General features: G+C 58.6%; 14 protein-coding genes. All 14 read right to left on the bottom strand.

Features of this window, described 5'->3' with window-relative positions:
* Positions 1-56 precede the first annotated feature (56 nt).
* The 14 genes from JRC49_08290 to JRC49_08225 all read right to left on the bottom strand — a co-directional run bounded on the left by JRC49_08290 (position 57) and on the right by JRC49_08225 (position 17,299).
* Positions 57-677, bottom strand: coding sequence for a phosphoribosylglycinamide formyltransferase (locus tag JRC49_08290; protein QTE69815.1), 621 nt, complete (start codon positions 675-677; stop codon positions 57-59).
* Positions 678-697: 20 nt separating this feature from the next.
* Positions 698-1,738: a phosphoribosylformylglycinamidine cyclo-ligase gene (locus JRC49_08285; GenBank protein ID QTE69814.1), complete on the bottom strand. Its 1,041-nt coding sequence runs from the start codon at positions 1,736-1,738 to the stop codon at positions 698-700.
* A 68-nt stretch (positions 1,739-1,806) separates the two neighbouring features.
* Positions 1,807-3,240, bottom strand: a complete 1,434-nt coding sequence (locus tag JRC49_08280) for an amidophosphoribosyltransferase (protein ID QTE69813.1) — start codon at positions 3,238-3,240, stop codon at positions 1,807-1,809.
* Between the two features lie 148 nt (positions 3,241-3,388).
* Complete coding sequence (gene purE / locus JRC49_08275; GenBank protein QTE72844.1) at positions 3,389-3,856, bottom strand: 5-(carboxyamino)imidazole ribonucleotide mutase; 468 nt, start codon at positions 3,854-3,856, stop codon at positions 3,389-3,391.
* A 211-nt stretch (positions 3,857-4,067) separates the two neighbouring features.
* Positions 4,068-4,490, bottom strand: a complete 423-nt coding sequence (locus JRC49_08270; GenBank protein ID QTE69812.1) for an aspartate carbamoyltransferase regulatory subunit — start codon at positions 4,488-4,490, stop codon at positions 4,068-4,070.
* Positions 4,487-5,413, bottom strand: a complete 927-nt coding sequence (gene pyrB / locus JRC49_08265; GenBank protein ID QTE69811.1) for an aspartate carbamoyltransferase — start codon at positions 5,411-5,413, stop codon at positions 4,487-4,489. The genes JRC49_08270 and pyrB overlap by 4 nt, the downstream gene beginning before the upstream one ends.
* A gap of 61 nt (positions 5,414-5,474) precedes the next feature.
* Positions 5,475-6,122 (bottom strand): orotate phosphoribosyltransferase, encoded by a 648-nt coding sequence (locus tag JRC49_08260; GenBank protein ID QTE69810.1) that lies wholly within the window; start codon positions 6,120-6,122, stop codon positions 5,475-5,477.
* Between the two features lie 113 nt (positions 6,123-6,235).
* Positions 6,236-6,934 (bottom strand): orotidine-5'-phosphate decarboxylase, encoded by a 699-nt coding sequence (gene pyrF, locus JRC49_08255; protein ID QTE69809.1) that lies wholly within the window; start codon positions 6,932-6,934, stop codon positions 6,236-6,238.
* Between the two features lie 2 nt (positions 6,935-6,936).
* Positions 6,937-7,845: a dihydroorotate dehydrogenase gene (locus JRC49_08250; GenBank protein QTE69808.1), complete on the bottom strand. Its 909-nt coding sequence runs from the start codon at positions 7,843-7,845 to the stop codon at positions 6,937-6,939.
* Positions 7,833-8,567, bottom strand: coding sequence for a dihydroorotate dehydrogenase electron transfer subunit (locus JRC49_08245; protein ID QTE69807.1), 735 nt, complete (start codon positions 8,565-8,567; stop codon positions 7,833-7,835). Before JRC49_08245 ends, JRC49_08250 begins: the two co-directional genes overlap by 13 nt.
* A 43-nt stretch (positions 8,568-8,610) precedes the next feature.
* Entirely contained in the window at positions 8,611-11,784 is a 3,174-nt protein-coding gene (gene carB / locus JRC49_08240; GenBank protein QTE69806.1) for a carbamoyl-phosphate synthase large subunit, read from the bottom strand.
* Positions 11,785-11,803: 19 nt separating this feature from the next.
* Positions 11,804-12,988 (bottom strand): dihydroorotase, encoded by a 1,185-nt coding sequence (locus tag JRC49_08235; GenBank protein QTE69805.1) that lies wholly within the window; start codon positions 12,986-12,988, stop codon positions 11,804-11,806.
* A 168-nt stretch (positions 12,989-13,156) separates the two neighbouring features.
* On the bottom strand, positions 13,157-14,371 hold the full coding sequence (locus JRC49_08230; GenBank protein QTE69804.1) for a DUF2974 domain-containing protein: 1,215 nt from the start codon (positions 14,369-14,371) through the stop codon (positions 13,157-13,159).
* Positions 14,372-14,374: 3 nt separating this feature from the next.
* On the bottom strand, positions 14,375-17,299 hold the full coding sequence (locus tag JRC49_08225) for a DUF87 domain-containing protein (GenBank protein QTE69803.1): 2,925 nt from the start codon (positions 17,297-17,299) through the stop codon (positions 14,375-14,377).
* Between the last annotated feature and the right edge of the window lie 29 nt (positions 17,300-17,328).

Raw genomic sequence — 17,328 nt, 5'->3', positions numbered from 1 at the left:
GCTCCTCACACAACGGCTTTCACAGGGCAAAAGTAATCAGCATTTTTCATTCTTCATTATTCATTCTTCATTGTTGAAATAATTTCTTTAGAAATGATTTCAACACTCTTGGGCAGGATGATCCATTCTGCCTGCTCCATGACCCGGCGCTGCAGGATCTCAGGGGTATCTCCGGGCTGGATGTCCACCGCCTTCTGGGCGATGATCTCTCCGCCGTCCGGAATCTCATTGACAAAGTGCACGGTCGCTCCGGTGACTTTCACGCCCCGGTCCAGCGCTGCCTGGTGAACCTTCAGGCCGTAGAAGCCCGCTCCACAGAAACTGGGGATCAGGCTGGGATGAACATTGATAATCCGGCGGGTATACAGCGTAGTGAAGTTCTCCGTCAGGATGCTCAGGAATCCGGCCAGTACAATCAGGTCAACCCGGTTGGTTGTCAGGGCCGCGATCAGCTGCTGCTCAAAGGGCACCTGCCCGCCGCAGGCCTTCTTGTTGATTTCCATGGTGGGGATACCGGCTTTCTGTGCGCGCTCCAAGGCATAGGCTCCGGAACGGTCGCTGATCACCAGAACCACTTCCCCGTCCGGGATTTCTCCCCGGGCTGAAGCGTCCAGGATCGCCTGCAGGTTGGTTCCGCCGCCGGAAACCAGTACGGCAATACGGGCTTTTGCGCTCATACGCACCTCCGTCAATCCGATCAGATGATCGTGATTTTATCCTCGCTCTCGATGATTTCACCGATCACGTAGGCTTCTTCTCCGTTGTCCTTCAGAATCCGCAGCGCTTTCTCCGCATCCTCTGCCGCAACAACAATGCTCATGCCGACACCCATGTTGAAGGTGTTGAACATATCCCGCTCGCTGATGCCGCCCTTTTCGGCGATCAGGTCAAAGATCGGGAGCACCTTCACCTGGCTGCGGGTGATTTTCGCGCCCAGGCCGTCCGGAATGCTCCGCGGAATGTTCTCATAGAATCCGCCGCCGGTGATGTGACTGATGCCCTTCACCGCCACTTCCTTCAACAGAGCCAGCACAGGCTTTACATAGATCCGGGTGGGGGTCAGCAGGGTCTCGCCCAGGCTCTTTCCGCCCAGCTTTTCCACCGGCGCCGTCAGGTCCGCGTTTTCCACGTCGAACACTTTCCGCACCAGGGAGAAACCGTTGGAGTGAACACCGGTGGACGGCAGCGCGATCACCACATCCCCGGCCTTCATGGTCTTGTTGTCAATGATCTGTGCCTTGTCCACGATACCCGTGGAATATCCGGCCAGGTCATAGTCGTCCTCGGGCATCATCCCGGGATGCTCTGCCGTCTCGCCGCCGATCAGCGCGCAGCCGGCCTGGATGCAGCCCTCGCAGACGCCCTTGACGATCTCTGCAATCCGCTCGGGCACATTCTTTCCGCAGGCAATGTAGTCCAGGAAGAACAGGGGCTTCGCGCCGCAGCAGATGATATCGTTGACGCACATGGCCACGCAGTCGATACCGATGGTATCGTGCTTATCCATCAGCAGGGCAATTTTCAGCTTGGTGCCCACGCCGTCGGTGCCGGATACCAGCACCGGTTCCTTCATGCCGGTCATATCCGGCTGGAACAGTCCGCCGAATCCGCCCACATCAGAGCAGACCCCGGGGGTCTCTGTCCGCTGGATATGCTTTTTCATCAGCTCAACAGACTTGTAACCGGCAGTGATATCAACGCCAGCGGCGGCGTAGGCTTCAGATCTGGATTCGTTCATTGTGATGGTTCCTTTCTAATAAGGTATATTTCGTAAGCATGTAAACAATCGTCGTCTCATCCGCAATCTCAGTCGTCGTCTCCACGTCCGTCCCAACAATAGGTACAAAGCTCGCAGGGATCAATACCGATGGCTTTAATCACGCCTTCCAGGGTCTGGAACTCCAGGGAGGCGAAGTTGAACTTCTTGCAGATGCAGTCCCGGAGGTTCTTGCCCCGCTCGGTGCTGCCGTCGGCATATTCATCAATATGCTTGAAGCCTTCCTCCCCTTCCAGCTCCAGGATCACCCGGCGGGCAATCAGCTCAAGGTCGCTGTTGGAACGGGAGAAGTTCAGGTACTTGCAGGCGTACATGATCGGCGGGCAGGCACTGCGCATATGCACGGACTTGGCACCGCTCTCATACAGGAACTCAACGGTCTCCCGCAGCTGGGTGCCGCGGACGATGGAGTCATCCACAAACAGCAGGTTCTTATCCTTGATCAGCTCGTTCACGGGAATCTGCTTCATCTTGGCGATCTTGTCCCGGTCCGTCTGGTTGGCCGGCATGAAGCTGCGGCTCCAGGTGGGGGTGTACTTGATGAAAGCCCGGGCAAAGGGCGTTCCGCTGCGGTTGGCGTAGCCGATGGCGTGGGGCGTACCGGAGTCCGGCACACCGCCGATATAGTCGATCGGGTCATCCCGGCCGGCTTCCTTGTCGTTGTCCGCCATGATCGCGCCGTTGCGGTAGCGCATCTCCTCCACGTTCACGCCTTCGTAGGTGGAGGTGGGATATCCGTAATAGCTCCAAAGGAAGGAGCAGATCTTCTTTTTCTTTCCGGGAGCAACCAGCCGGGTCATCTTGCTGGGAGTCAGCTCAACGATTTCCCCGGGTCCCAGCTCGCAGACGTCTTCGTAACCGGTCTTGTGGAAAGCAAAGGATTCAAACGCCACAGCGTAGCTGTCATCCCGCTTGCCGATGGCCACCGGCAGACGGCCCATCCGGTCCCGGGCCGCAATGATGCTGCCCTTGTCCGTCAGGATCAGGATGGAGGCGGTGCCCACAATGGACTTCTGGGCAAACTGAATGCCCTCCGCAAAATTGCTCTTCTGGTTGATCAGGGCGCTGAGCAGCTCCGTCTGGTTGATCTTGCCGCCGGTCATGGAATCAAAGTGACCGCCGCTGAAGCTGAGGTACTGGTCGATCAGCTCATCCGCGTTGTTGATCACGCCGGTCATGCAGATGGCATAGGTGCCCAGGTTGGAACGAATCAGCAGGGGCTGGGGATCCGCGTCGGAAATGCAGCCGATCGCGGAAGTGCCGCGCATCTCCTCAAAAATATGTTCAAACTTCGTCCGGAAAGGAGCATTGCAGATGTTGTGAATTTTCCGCTGCAGACCGATCTCCTCATCCCATGCGGCCATACCGGCACGGCGGGTGCCCAGATGGCTGTGATAGTCCACACCGAAAAACACATCCAGCATACAGTCCTTCTTGGACGTTATTCCGAAAAATCCACCCATAGTTCAAACCTCCGGTTTTATATCAATTCATAATTCATAATTCACAATTCATAATTCGGACCACTTTTCCGTTTCTGTCCTGTGAAAGATGTTCCTGATTACGTTTTTAAGTAATCATAATTCTGAATTCTTAATTCTGAATTCTGAATTAAAGCCGTTCGGCTATCCCGGCGTCTTTCGCCAGGACCGCTTCCGCGTCAGCCTTCCGCTTTGCGTCCAGCTTCGCCGCAAGGTCCGCGTCTTCCACCGCCAGGATCTGTGCAGCCAGAAGCGCTGCATTGGCTCCGCCGTTCACCGCCACGGTGGCCACCGGGATGCCGGTGGGCATCTGAACCGTGGAAAGCAGTGCGTCCAGCCCCTCCAGGCAGGGCCCCTGGCAGGGAATCCCGATCACCGGCAGGGTGGTGTTAGCGGCAACGGCACCGGCCAGATGGGCCGCCATCCCCGCCGCCGCAATCAACGCGCCAAAGCCGTTCTTCCGCGCATTGATAGCAAAAGCCCGGGCCTCCTCCGGTGTACGGTGTGCCGAATAAACGTGCACCTCGAAGGGAATGCCCAGGCTTTTGAGCTGATCTGTTGCTTTTTTAATCACGGGCAGGTCGCTGTCACTACCCATGATGATACCTACTTTTCTCACGTTAAGATCCTCCTGATTCCTCCATTGAAACCGTTCTCAATATACTTCAAAACACGAACATTGTCAATTAAAAACAAAGGAAATTCATATATTTTTAAATAAAAACCCGAACGTTCGGAAATAAACGTTCGGGTTTCTTCGGTTTTTGTGCATTCTGGTGCAGTTTTTGCTATTTAGCCCCATCCGCCTCTCAGAGGTTGGATGCTTTCGTTTCGCAGTAAACGCACCGGTATTCCTTTTTCTCCCTGTCTGTCAGGTGGAAAACCTGATCCAGTTCCTGTTCACAGGAGGAAATGCACCGGGGATTTTTGCAGAAGAGAACGTTCACCAACTTCTCCGGCATCTCGATGCGTTTCTTCTCGATCAGTTCTCCGTTCCGGATGATATTAACCGTGGCACCCGGATCCACATAGCCGATAATATCCAGGTCCACATCAATCGCCGCGTCCACCTTGATGATATCCTTACGGCCCAGCTTGCGGGAAACTACGTTTGTGATCATGGCCACCGGGGCTTCCAGGCTTTCCAGTCCCAGCAGGCGATACAGCTTCATGCCGCAGCCGGCGGCAATATGGTCAATGACGATCCCGTCGTGGATGGAATCTACGTTCATAAAGTACCCGCCTCCTTAAGCAGCATCAGGATCAGTGCCATGCGCATGTACTTTCCGTTCAGCACCTGCTTGAAGTAGCAGGCCCGGGGATCATCGTCCACTGCCACGCTGATCTCGTTCACCCTGGGCAGGGGATGCATGACGCACAGGTCCGCCCGGGCTTTCTTCATCTTTTCAGGCGTCAGGATGTAGCTGTCCCGCAGGCGCAGGTAATCTTCCTCGTTGAAGAAGCGTTCCCGCTGCACCCGGGTCATGTACAGGATGTCCAGATCGCCGATCACCTCTTCCAGATCCGTGGTCTGGACGTACGGGATGTTCTTTTTCTTCAGGGCATCGTTCTTCACATAGCTGGGAACCTTCAGTTCCTCAGGGCTGATCAGCACAAAGTTCAATCCCTCGTAGCGGGACATGGCGTTGATCAGGGAGTGTACCGTACGGCCGAACTTCAGGTCGCCGCACAGGCCCACGGTCAGGTTGCCGAGCCGTCCCTTTTCTCTGCGGATCGTCAACAGGTCCGCCAGCGTCTGGGTCGGATGGCAGTGGCCGCCGTCTCCGGCGTTGATCACCGGCACAGAGGCGTTTCGCGCTGCCACCAGCGCCGCGCCTTCCTTCGGATGGCGCATGGCGATGATATCCGCGTAGCAGGAAACGGTTTTTGCCGTGTCCGCCACGCTTTCACCCTTGGCAGCAGAGCTCGTGCCCGCGCCGGTCACGCTGAGCACGTTTCCGCCCAGCTCGTACATGGCCGCCTCAAAACTCAGGCGGGTCCGGGTGCTGGGTTCAAAGAAGAGGGTGGCCAGTTTTTTCCTGCGGCAGGCGTCTGCATAATCGTCCGGATGGGCGATGATGTCTTCCGCCGTGTCCATCAGCCGGTCCAGCTCTTCCGGACTCAGATCCGGAACGTCAATAATGCTTCGTTTCATCTTATCCTCCGCGTTTATTAATGAAGCGACCGTCCGGTGGACAGATCGCTTATTGTAGTAATTAAAGTGTCGCCCAGCTCTCGTCAGACGGATTATTACGGAACCGGATCAGACGGGAAACATCCTCGGGACGGATATATCCTTCCTTGGCGGCTTCTTCCGCGATGATATCAAAGTTCGTCAGGGAAACGTTCTTCACGTTCGCGGCTGCCAGCCGGTCAATGCCCTTCTGCATACCGTAGGTAAAGATGCTCACGATGCCCAGCACTTCCGCGCCGGCCTGCCGCAGCACGTCCACCACTTCCAGCACGCTGCCGCCGGTGGAGATCAGGTCTTCCACAACCACAACCTTCTGGCCGGGTTCCAGTTTTCCTTCAATCTGGTTCTGGCGGCCATGATCCTTCGCGCCGGAGCGTACATAGCCCATGGGCAGTCCCATGATGTGGGCCGTGATCGCCGCGTGGGCAATGCCCGCGGTGGAGGTGCCCATCAGCACTTCCACGCCCGGATATTCCTCTCCGATCAGCTGGGCCAGGCCCTTTTCCACATCCATGCGGACTTCCGGCGCCGTCAGGGTCAGCCGGTTGTCACAGTAAACAGGGCTCTTGATGCCGCTGGCCCAGGTAAAGGGCTCCTCCGGCCGGAAAAAGACTGCCTTGATCTTCAGCAGGTCCTTTGCAATCAGCTGGTTCAGTTCTTCCCTTTTCATAAGTACGTTTCACTCACTTTCAATTCATAATTCACAATTCATTATTCATTGATATGGATTTTGCGGCTTCAGTATTAATTCTGAATTCTGAATTCTTAATTCTGAATTGTGTTTTATCCAATAAATTCACTGACGCAGCGTTCATAGGCTGCCACCGGATCCTCCGCCGCGGTGATCGGACGGCCGACCACAATGTAGTCGCTGCCGACTTTCTTTGCTTCCGCCGGGGTCATAACCCGCTTCTGGTCGCCCACATCCCCGTCCGCAAACCGGACGCCCGGGGTCACCGTCAGGAAATCTGCTCCGCATACATCGTGCACTTTCCCCGCTTCCAGGGGAGAACATACCACGCCGTCCAGGCCGGCTTTCCGGGCATTCAGGGCGTAGTGCATCACCACTTCATCGATCGGACGCTCAATCAGCAGATCCTTTTCCAGCGCCTCCTGATCCGTGCTGGTCAGCTGAGTCACCGCAATCAGCAGCGGCCGGCTGCCGTCCGGCCGGGTCAGGCCTTCCAGGGCAGCTTCCATCATGCGGATGGTACCCGCTGCGTGCAGGTTGCAGATATCCACATCCAGATCCCGCAGAACCATCATGGCTTTTTTCACTGTATTCGGAATATCGTGCAGTTTCAGATCCAGGAAGATCTTGTGTCCCCGGGCCTTGATCTGCCGGACAATGTCCGGGCCGGCGCCGTAGAACAGCTCCATACCGATCTTCACAAACGGCTTGCGCCCCTGGAATTTATCCAGGAAAGCCAGCGTCTGCTCGGCATTCGGAAAGTCACAGGCAACAATCACGTCTTTTCCCATGTTCAAATCTCTCCTTTCAATTCCTGCAGGGATTTGATTCCATATTTATCCATCGCAGCAGGCAGATCCTCAATAATCTTTCTGCAGGCGCAAGGATCTGTCAGGTTTGCCGCGCCGACCTCCACGGCCGTGGCGCCGGCCATCATCATCTCCAGCACATCCTCCGCGGTGCTGACGCCGCCCATGCCGATCACCGGAATCTTCACAGCCCGGCATACCTGCCAGACCATCCGGAGGGCCACCGGGAACACCGCCGGGCCGCTGACGCCGCCCATCACGTTTTTGATCACCGGTTTCCGGGTCCGCAGGTTGATGCGCATGCCCTGCAGGGTATTGATCAGGGACACGCCGTCCGCGCCCGCGTCCTCGCAGGCCTTCGCGATGGCCGTGATATCCGTCACATTCGGACTCAGCTTCATGATTACCGGCTTCGTCGTGACCTTCTTCACTGCCGCGGTGACTTCCGCCGCCGCCTTCGGATCCGTGCCGAAGGACATGCCGCCGCCGTGCACATTCGGGCAGGAGATATTCACTTCCAGCCAGCCAACCTGTTCCTCCGCGTCCAGGCGTTCACAGGTATAGGCGTAATCCTCCACGCTGAAGCCGCTGACGTTCGCCATCACTTTTTTATGGAAAACTTCCTTCAGTTTCGGCAGTTCCTCCGCGATTACCTTATCCACCCCGGGATTCTGCAGGCCCACGGCATTGATCATGCCTGCCGGGCACTCCGCGATGCGGGGCGTCGGATTCCCGAAGCGGGGATCCTTTGTCGTTCCCTTGAAGGAAAAAGTTCCCAGGCAGTTGATATCGTACCATTGGGCAAACTCATATCCGAAACCGAAGGTTCCGCTGGCGGGGATCACCGGGTTGTCCAGTTCCAAGCCACATAAGTTAACACTTAAGCGTCCCAAATGATCTCCTCCTTCTCCAGCACCGGACCTTCCCGGCAGATCCGCTTGTATCCGGTAATAGTTTTGCAGCTGCAGCCCATGCAGGCGCCGAAGCCGCAGCCCATCCGCTCCTCAAAGGAGAGCTGGCCGGAAGTTTTGGTCGCCCGGTATACCGCCCGGAGCATGGGTTCCGGTCCGCAGGTGTAGAAGTAGCTGTATTCCGCCGGCAGGGCATCGGTCACAAAACCCTTGACGCCGTAGCTGCCGTCGGCCGTGGTCACGGTCACCCCGCAGCCCAGCGCTTTGAATTCCGCTTCGCCGAAAACCTCCGCCGCCGTGTTGAATCCCAGCACAGCCTGCGGCTTTTTCCCTTCCGCAATCAGCTTTTTCGCCAGCAGGTACAGGGGCGGAACGCCGACACCGCCGCCCAGGAGAACCGGCGTCTCTCCGGATTTGGACAGGTCATAGCCGTTTCCCAGGCCGATGAGCACGTCCAGCGTTTCCCCGGGCTTCATCGCGGCCATCTGCTCCGTCCCCTTGCCCACCACCTTATACAGGATGGTCAGGCTTCCGGGTTCAGAGTCATACACGGAGATCGGCCGGCGCAGGAAGAGTCCATCCAGGCGGATGTTCACGAATCCGCCGGGATTCTGGGCTTCCAGCTCCGCGCCTTCCAGCCGCATCCGGTAAACACAGCTTGTTACCGGCACGTTTTCCGTGATGGTCAGTATCTCTTGTTTCATACTACCCTTTCAGTTTAACTAATAATTCTGAATTCTGAATTGTTTATGCGTCAATGGTGGAAATCGTCAGCGTCGTTTCTTCCAATACGTCCAGCAGCACCCGCACGGTATCCAGGCTGGTGAAGATCGTCGCGTTGTTCTCCGTGGCGCAGCGGCGGATCTGCAGACCGTCGCTCTCACTCTCCGCTTCACCGATCTCCCGGGTGTTGATGATGTAGGCCACGTGGCCCTGGCGGATGCTGTTCAGGATCTCGTCGGAGCCCTGGCTGAGCTTCAGCATCGCATGGGTGCGGATGCCGTTCTCCTTCAGGAAGCGGGCAGTGCCCCTGGTTGCTTCGATATTGAAGCCCAGGTTGTAGAAGCGGCGGATCAGCGGCAGCGCCTCGTCCTTATCCCGGTCGGCGATGGTGGCCAGCACGGTGCCGTAGTTCTGCAGCCGGGTTCCGCCGGCCTGCAGCGCCTTGTACAGGGCGCGGTTCAGCTTGTCGTCGTAGCCGATGGCCTCGCCGGTGGACTTCATTTCGGGGCTCAGGTAAGCGTCCAGGCCCTTGATCTTGTTGAAGGAGAAGACCGGGACCTTCACGTAGTAGCGTTTCTTTTCTTCCGGATAGAGATCGAAGATGCCCTGTTCCTTCAGGCTCTTGCCCAGGATCACTTCAGTGGCGATATCCGCCAGGGAGTAGCCGGTGGACTTGCTCAGGAAAGGCACGGTCCGGCTGGAACGGGGGTTCACTTCGATGATGTAGACGTTCTCGTTTTCATCCACAATGAACTGGATGTTGAACAGGCCGATAATGCCGATGCCCAGGCCCAGCTTCTTGGCATACTGCAGGATGATGCCCTTGACCTTGTCGCTGATGGAGAAGGTGGGGTAGACGGAGATGGAGTCGCCGCTGTGAATACCGGTGCGTTCCACCAGCTCCATGATGCCCGGCACGAAGACGTCCCGGCCGTCGCAGATGGCGTCGACTTCCACTTCCTTGCCGCGGATGTATTTGTCCACCAGCACCGGCTTGTCCGCGTCGATTTCCACCGCGGTCCGCAGGTAGTGGCGCAGCTGCTCCTCGTCTCCGACGATCTGCATGGCCCGGCCGCCCAGCACGAAGCTCGGACGCACCAGCACCGGATAACCGATCTCCTCGGCCGCCTTCACGCCGTCCTCGATCCGGGTAACCGCCCGGCCCTGGGGCTGCGGAATATGGAGGTCTTCCAGGATCTTTTCAAAGCTGTCCCGGTTTTCCGCCCGCTCGATCGCGTCGCAGTCTGTACCAATGATCTTCACGCCGCGCTTCATCAGCGGATCGGCCAGGTTGATGGCCGTCTGGCCGCCCAGGGAAGCGATGACGCCTTCCGGCTTTTCAAAGTCGATGATCGCCATGACGTCTTCGGGCGTCAGGGGCTCGAAGTAGAGTTTGTCCGCGGTGGTGTAGTCCGTGGAAACCGTCTCGGGGTTATTGTTGATGATGATGGCTTCGTATCCCGCGCGGCGGATCGTCTGTACCGCGTGCACGGTGGAGTAGTCGAACTCCACGCCCTGGCCGATACGGATCGGGCCGGCACCGAGCACCACAATCTTTTTCTTCTCTGTGAGGATGGAGTCGTTCTTTCCGCTGTAGCTGGAGTAGAGGTAGGCAATGTACTTGCCGGTATGCAGGGTATCCACCATCCGGAAGACCGGCACGATGCCCTTTTCCTTCCGCAGGGCGTAGACGTCGATTTCCTTCATATTCCAGAGCCGGGAGATCGTCAGGTCTCCGAAGCCCATTTCCTTCGCTTCCTTCAGGAGGGCCACGTCACCGGGAGCCGCCTTCAGGCGCTTTTCCATCTCGGTGATCTTTTTGATACTCTCCAGGAACAGCTCCGTGATCATGGTCCGCTCGTGGATTTCGCTGATTGCCACATCCCGACGCAGCAGTTCCGTGACCGCGAAGAGGGTGTCTGCCCGGAAGTCCTTCACATATTCCAGCAGGTCTTCCGTGCTCATGCTGTCAAACTTCGCCAGGTGCAGGTGGCACACGCCGGTCTCCAGGCTCCGCACGCTCTTGAGGATGCATTCCTCCAGGTTGCTGCCGATGCCCATGACCTCACCGGTCGCCTTCATCTGGGTACCCAGCTGGTTGCTGGCGGAAGTGAACTTATCGAAGGGGAAGCGGGGGAACTTCGCCACGATGTACTCCAGGGAGGGCTCCATGGCTGCGTTTCCGCCGGCGACCGGAATTTCTTCCAGCGCCATACCCAGGGCGATCTTCGCCGTCACCCGGGCAATCGGGTAACCGCTGGCCTTGCTGGCCAGGGCGGAAGAACGGCTGACCCGCGGGTTAACCTCAATCAGGTAGTACTTGCTGCTGTTGGGATCCAGCGCGAACTGCACGTTGCAGCCGCCTTCCACCTTCAGCTCGCGGATGATCTTGATGGCGCTGTCATTCAGCATCTTCAGGTCATGGTCGGACAGGCTCAGGATCGGAGCGACAACAACACTGTCACCGGTGTGCACGCCGACGGGGTCCACGTTCTCCATGCCGCAGATCGTGATCGCCTTGTCATTGCTGTCCCGCATGACCTCGAACTCGATTTCCTTGAAGCCCCGGACGCTCTTTTCCACCAGCACCTGGTGCACAGGGCTGAGACGGAAGGCGTTGGTGCCGATCTCAATCAGTTCTTCTTCATTGTTGGCGAAGCCGCCGCCGGTGCCGCCCAGGGTGAAGGCGGGACGCAGCACCACCGGATACCCGATGTCCAGCGCCGCTTTCTTTGCTTCTTCCAGGTTGTAGGTGATCTCGCTGGGGATGACCGGCTCGCCGATGGACTCGCACATTTCCTTGAAGAGTTCCCGGTCCTCAGCCCGCTCAATGCTCCGGCTGCTGGTGCCCAGCAGTTCCACGCCGCACTCCTTCAGCACGCCCTTGCGCTCCAGCTGCACCGCCAGGTTCAGGCCGGTCTGGCCGCCGATACCGGGCACGATGGCGTCCGGACGTTCATACCGCAGGATCTTCGCGATATATTCCAGTGTCAGGGGCTCCATGTACACCTTGTCCGCAATGGAGGTATCGGTCATGATCGTCGCCGGGTTGGAGTTGCACAGCACCACTTCGTAGCCTTCCTCTTTGAGGGCCAGGCACGCCTGTGTGCCGGCATAGTCAAACTCCGCCGCCTGTCCGATCACAATGGGGCCGCTGCCGATAATCAGTACCTTTTTGATGTCTGTCCGTTTCGCCATGTTCCTCTTCCTCCATCTTTTATCCTATATATACTGTCCTGCCTGCGTGCACTGTCTTCAGGCACCGGCCGTATACGCTCTGTCCGGCAAAGGGCGTTGCCTTCCCCATGCTCTCAAACTCTTCCGGGTTGATCGTATATTCCGCGTCCAGGTCCCACTCACACAGGTCATCCTCCCGCAGCGGAATTCCGAAGCGTTCCCGCGGGGCCGCCGCCATCAGGCTGACCAGCCTTTCCAGCGTCAGGATGCCTTTTCTCACCAGCCCGGTATACAGCACCGGGAACGCGCATTCCAGGCCGACCACCCCGAAGGCGCTGCCTGCCAGCCCGCGGCTCTTTTCCTCCGCGCTGTGGGGCGCATGGTCCGTGGCGATCATGTCGATCGTGCCGTCCAGCAGGGCCTCCAGCAGGGCTTCCCGGTCTTCCTTCGCCCGCAGGGGCGGATTCATCCGGAAGCGGCCGTCCTCCTGCAGATCGTTCTCATCCAGCAGTAGGTAATGCGGGCCGGTTTCACAGGTTACGTTCACGCCGTCCTTCTTGGCCTGCCGGATCAGTTCCGCGCTTTCTTTGCAGCTGATGTGGCACACATGGTAGGCGCAGCCTGTTTCCTTCGCCAGCTTCAGATCCCGGGCAATGGGACCCCATTCGCTTTCGGAGCAGATGCCTTTGTGTCCGTGCGCCGCGGCGTAGATGCCGTCGTGTATGTATCCTCCGCGGACCAGGGTTTCATCTTCGCAGTGAGCGGCGAGCACCTTCCCCAGCTTTTTGCACCGCTCCATCAGGGAGCGCATCATACTTTCGGACTGGACGCCCTTTCCGTCGTCAGAGAAGGCGATCACCCGGGGCGCCAGCTCTTCCAGCGCCGCGGCTTCCTGTCCCTTTTCCCCGACGGTCAGCGCCGCGTAAGGGTAGATATCCACGAGACCGCCGGCCGCCCGGATCAGGTCCTCTTCTTCCTTTAAGTGTGCCAGGCTGTCCGGCACCGGCTTCAGGTTCGGCATCGCGCAGACGGCCGTGTAGCCGCCCCGGGCTGCCGACCGGCTGCCGGTCACCATCGTTTCCTTATAAGAAAAACCCGGCTCCCTGAAGTGAACGTGCACATCACAGAAGCCGGGAAAAGTAAAGACATTATCCTTTTTGCTGACAAGGGAGCCCTGGGCCGCCTGGGACGGAATCCGGTTCATTTCCAGTCTGACCGTCATCATGCAACCCTCCTTACAAAAAAACTCTGCCGGAGAATCGGCAGAGTTCGGATCGCATGCATACAGCGTCTGCCGCACAGCGGCATACGCGCCAATCCAATCTTGCCGATATCTCTGTATCGTCTTAAAGATCGGTACCGGTATATCTTTTATCATACGGAACGATCCTTGTCAAGGGTCTTTTTGTTCCCGGGATTGATCTTCTTTTGCTTCCTCCGCAGGCTCGGGTTCGTTCAGCGCGGCATCCAGCATTTCCCTGCGCTTCGCGGCTGACATGGTCTCCCAGCCGCCCTCGATGTCGTTCTCCCGCCGCCCTCGGACCCAGTCAATCACATTGCCGAAGCCCAGCGAAACCGCCTGGGCCATGAGCCGGGTAAATACCCGCCGGGTTTCCGGATCCACTTCCTTCCGGTTGCCCACCATGGTCATCATCGTCCGGAGTTTTTCCCCGGTCAGCTCGCTCATCCGGGTCACCTTGGTGGTCTCCACCATGCCGAACAGCGCGTCCACAAAGTCCGCCCGCTGTTCCGGGGTGCTGTTCTGCAGCCACTCATGCAGGGTATCCCGTACCACGATCGCTGTCTGGTCCACCGAGGAAAGGGTTTCAAACTGCGGACCGTAAATTTTCCAGGTCATGGGATCGTGCTGGCTGATGCCGCTGGCGGTGGAACGCACCACCGTATACGGCTCATAGAAATCCATCAGCAGGCCAATGATGCTGGTCTGGGGAATAAAGGAACGGATCTTGTCCTTAATCCTCAGGTATCCTTCCGACTGGGAGGTCTCCCGGTTCATGCCGGGACCGTCATAGCTTATGATGCTTTCAATCCGGTCCTGCACCCGTTTGGAGGCGAAGGCCGCGGCGTAAACCGCCAGGTTGCCCCCCTTGCTGTGCCCCACCAGCCGCAGCGGCGCTTTGGACAATGCCGCGGCCCGCCGAAGATACAGGATTGCCGCCTCCTGGGCAGGCACCCGGGTGGTGTAGGCCATGTCAAAGTCTTCGCGCCAGCCCACGACGGTGTTGTCTGTTCCCCGGAACGCCACGCACATGCTGCCGTCCGGCAGGTCCAGGCACATGGCGGAAAACTGCATCCCGATCTCCGGATCCGTCATGGCAATGGCATGGTGCAGCCGGCATCCGCGGAAGCGGGCACCGGAAGCCATGGCCTGAAAGACCGTTTTACGTCCTGCAAAAGTGGAAGTGTTTCCCTCCTGGATCAGGTCAATCCGGGACATCTCCTCCAGGGTCCATCCCTTGGGATCCCGTCCTCCGTGGAAATTCAGATAACTGATGGTAGCGACCAGCAGGCCGTCTATCTCGTTCCATGGCGAGATTTCAAACGGAACGTCTCCCCGCCAGGCCAGATAGTCCACCATGTTCGCCATTGATTACGTCATTCCTTCCGTTGTTCTCTTCATTTCTTCCCATTCTTCCCGGGTGATCAGGCACTTCCGGGGTTTGCTGCCGTCCTTGGCGGCCACAATGCCCCTCTCTTCCATCTCATCCGTCAGCCGGCCCGCCCGGGCATAGCCGATCTTCAGCCGCCGCTGCAGCGTGCTGGTGGAAATCTGGCCGTCCTGGATGGCAAATTCCACCGCCTGCTCGAACAGGCCGCCGTCTCCGCCGCTCATGTCGGAGCTGTTGATGATGATATCCGCGTTTCCGGTTTCTCCGCCGTTGGCGATTTCATCCAGCTTCTCCAGGATATCCGGATCATAGGTGCTGGGGTTCGCTTCCTTCACATGTTTCGCGATCCGGTTGACTTCCTCATCACTCAGGAAGCAGCCCTGCACACGGGTAGGCGCAAAGGAGCCGGTGGGCGCATACAGCATATCGCCCCAGCCCAGCAGCTGTTCCGAACCATTCCGGTCCAGGATGGTGCGGCTGTCCACAGAGCTCGCGGTTTTGAACGCGATACGGCTCGGAATATTGGCCTTGATCAGGCCGGTGATGACGTCCACCGAGGGACGCTGCGTCGCGACAATCAGGTGAATGCCCGCAGCGCGCGCCAGCTGCGTCAGGCGGCAGATATATTCTTCCACGTCCTTTTTGCAGACCATCATCAGGTCCGCCAGCTCGTCAATGATGATGACAATCCGGGCCATGGGTTTTTCGCCCGTCTTTTCCACCAGCTGGTTGTAGCCTTCCAGGTTCCGGACCTTCTTTTCGGCGAACTTGTCGTACCGTTCCATCATTTCCGCCACGGCCCAGGCCAGCGCGGCCGCCGCCTTGCGCGGATCGTTCACCACAGGAATCAGCAGGTGTGGAATCCCGTTATAGCACTGCAGTTCAACCACCTTCGGGTCGACCAGGATCAGCTTCACCTCGTCAGGGCTGGCCCGGTACAGCAGGCTGTTGATAATCGCGTTGATACACACAGATTTACCGCTGCCGGTCTGGCCGGCAATCAGCATATGCGGCATCTTCGCCAGGTCGCACACAATGGGCGTTCCGGCGATATCCTTGCCCAGCGCCACAGTCAGGATCGACCGGGCGTTCTGCATCGGCTCACTCTCCATGACTTCCCGCAGAGTAACGGTAGTCACCTTACGGTTCGGTACTTCCACGCCGACCAGGCGCTTGCCCGGAATCGGCGCCTCAATACGCACAGAGGTGGCGGACATACCGTAGGCAATATCCTTTTCCAGTTCCGATACCTTGTTGACCTTGGTACCCGCTTCCAGTTCCAGCTCGAAACGGGAAATGGCGGGGCCGTGGGTCACGTGCACCACCCGGGCCGGTACCCGGAAGCTTGCCAGGGTTTCTTCCAGCTTGCGGGAACGGGTGATATCCTCTTCGCGGGTATCCTCGACCCCCTGCTGCGGCCTGGCCAGGTCTGTAATCGGCGGATAGTTGTAGGGCGTCGGCATCCATATGCCTTCTTCCTCTTCCTCCGCCTTCTTTTTCACAGGCACCTTGATCGGAGCCTGATAGGCTGCTTCCCCGATGGTCTGCTGTACCACAGGCACGGCCGGCCGGGCCGGCTGCACTTCGGGCTTCTTCTGCTCCGGTTCCGCGGGACGGCGGTACCGTGAGTCGTCCCGGACAGGCGGGGTTTCCACTGCCGGCTCCTGCTCCCGGACCAGCTGCCTTCCGCGGGCCGGTTCCGGACGGACAGGCGCCGGTTCCTCCGGAATGTCCGCCATCGTCTGCTGTACAGGCTGCGGCCGGCGTTTGCGGCCGTTGTCGATCTCCAGCGGGATCTCCGCCGTATCCTGCCGCCAGTGGGTCTGGGGCTCGCCGATCTCCGCTCCCGTTGCCGTCCGGCGCGCAGGTCTTCCTACCGGCCTGCGGGCTGCCGTTCCGGCATCGGCCAGGGTGGATCCGTCGCTCAGGCCGTCATACTCTTCCTTTTTATTCCGGCCGAAAATCCGGCTGGCAAAGGATTTCTCCTGGGAGGCCGGTTTTGCCTGGTTCTTTTTGCCGAAAATACTGCTCTGGTGTCCGGTTGCCGCGGAAACCGCCTGACCGGCAGCCATCTGCTCCTGCCAGTCGCGAACGCCCCCGTCACCGGATACTGGCTTCTGCTGCACAGGCGGCTGCATCTCCTGCCCCGGCATATAGGCCTGCTGCGCAGGCTGCATTGGCATCTGCTGTTGCTGCTGCATCTGGTACTGCTGCTCCAGGATCTGCTGCTGTTGCTGCTGCCAGAGGGCCTGTTGCTGCTGCCATGCCAGCTGCTGCTGTTCCATGCGTTCCCGCTCCAGCTTCTGCTGCTGTCTGCGCGCGCCGGCCTGGCCCGTAAAGAGATCCCGGATCCGGGAAGGGGTCAGGTTCACCGCCAGCAGGACGCAGAACACGGTCAGCACAAAGATAATCATCGTGCCCAGCACAGGTCCCAGATAATTCCACAGCGGCCAGGCCAGGATGGTTCCCACGGCGCCGCCGCCGTTCGGGTTCACCATTCTGGAGCTTTCTATATAGGCACCGTTGATCACGTCGCCCCAGCTGCTGCCGTAGGTGTTCCTCAGGTGCTCCATGGCTCCGGTTATCATCAGGAAAGCGCACAAACCAAAGAAGGCCAGCAGCGCAAACAGCCACGGCCGCACAGGCGCGCGGCGCTGGGTGGACCAGATCACCAGTACGCCGGCCCACACCGGCAGTACAGGCAGCACATAGGCCATAATCCCGCACAGGCCGAAGCAGATAATCCGCAGACCCTCAAAGATATTTCCCGGCAGCCGCATGACCACCGCCATAAAGATCAGGACGCCCAGCGCAATCAGGACCAGTCCGGCCATATACCGGATGGCCATCGCGTCCGCAGAATACGCGGGGGCCTGTCTTCTTTTTCCGCTCCCTTTCTGAGCCATTCTTTCCTTCTGTTCCTTTCTCTTTGCTC

Source organism: Clostridiales bacterium FE2011, from assembly GCA_017569305.1.
In the GTDB taxonomy this organism is placed as follows: Bacteria; Bacillota; Clostridia; order Christensenellales; family Aristaeellaceae; genus Aristaeella.
Note: the sequence above shows the minus strand (reverse complement) of the source record. Positions and strands in the feature narration are given on the sequence as shown.

Excerpts from the sequence above, each read along its gene's own strand:
- JRC49_08290 (QTE69815.1), bottom strand. The coding sequence starts at position 677 with ATGAGCGCAAAAGCCCGTATTGCCGTACTGGTTTCCGGCGGCGGAACC.
- JRC49_08285 (QTE69814.1), bottom strand. The coding sequence starts at position 1,738 with ATGAACGAATCCAGATCTGAAGCCTACGCCGCCGCTGGCGTTGATATC.
- JRC49_08280 (QTE69813.1), bottom strand. The coding sequence starts at position 3,240 with ATGGGTGGATTTTTCGGAATAACGTCCAAGAAGGACTGTATGCTGGAT.
- purE (QTE72844.1), bottom strand. The coding sequence starts at position 3,856 with ATGGGTAGTGACAGCGACCTGCCCGTGATTAAAAAAGCAACAGATCAG.
- JRC49_08270 (QTE69812.1), bottom strand. The coding sequence starts at position 4,490 with ATGAACGTAGATTCCATCCACGACGGGATCGTCATTGACCATATTGCC.
- pyrB (QTE69811.1), bottom strand. The coding sequence starts at position 5,413 with ATGAAACGAAGCATTATTGACGTTCCGGATCTGAGTCCGGAAGAGCTG.
- JRC49_08260 (QTE69810.1), bottom strand. The coding sequence starts at position 6,122 with ATGAAAAGGGAAGAACTGAACCAGCTGATTGCAAAGGACCTGCTGAAG.
- pyrF (QTE69809.1), bottom strand. The coding sequence starts at position 6,934 with ATGGGAAAAGACGTGATTGTTGCCTGTGACTTTCCGAATGCCGAGCAG.
- JRC49_08245 (QTE69807.1), bottom strand. The coding sequence starts at position 8,567 with ATGAAACAAGAGATACTGACCATCACGGAAAACGTGCCGGTAACAAGC.
- carB (QTE69806.1), bottom strand. The coding sequence starts at position 11,784 with ATGGCGAAACGGACAGACATCAAAAAGGTACTGATTATCGGCAGCGGC.
- JRC49_08235 (QTE69805.1), bottom strand. The coding sequence starts at position 12,988 with ATGATGACGGTCAGACTGGAAATGAACCGGATTCCGTCCCAGGCGGCC.
- JRC49_08230 (QTE69804.1), bottom strand. The coding sequence starts at position 14,371 with ATGGCGAACATGGTGGACTATCTGGCCTGGCGGGGAGACGTTCCGTTT.
- JRC49_08225 (QTE69803.1), bottom strand. The coding sequence starts at position 17,299 with ATGGCTCAGAAAGGGAGCGGAAAAAGAAGACAGGCCCCCGCGTATTCT.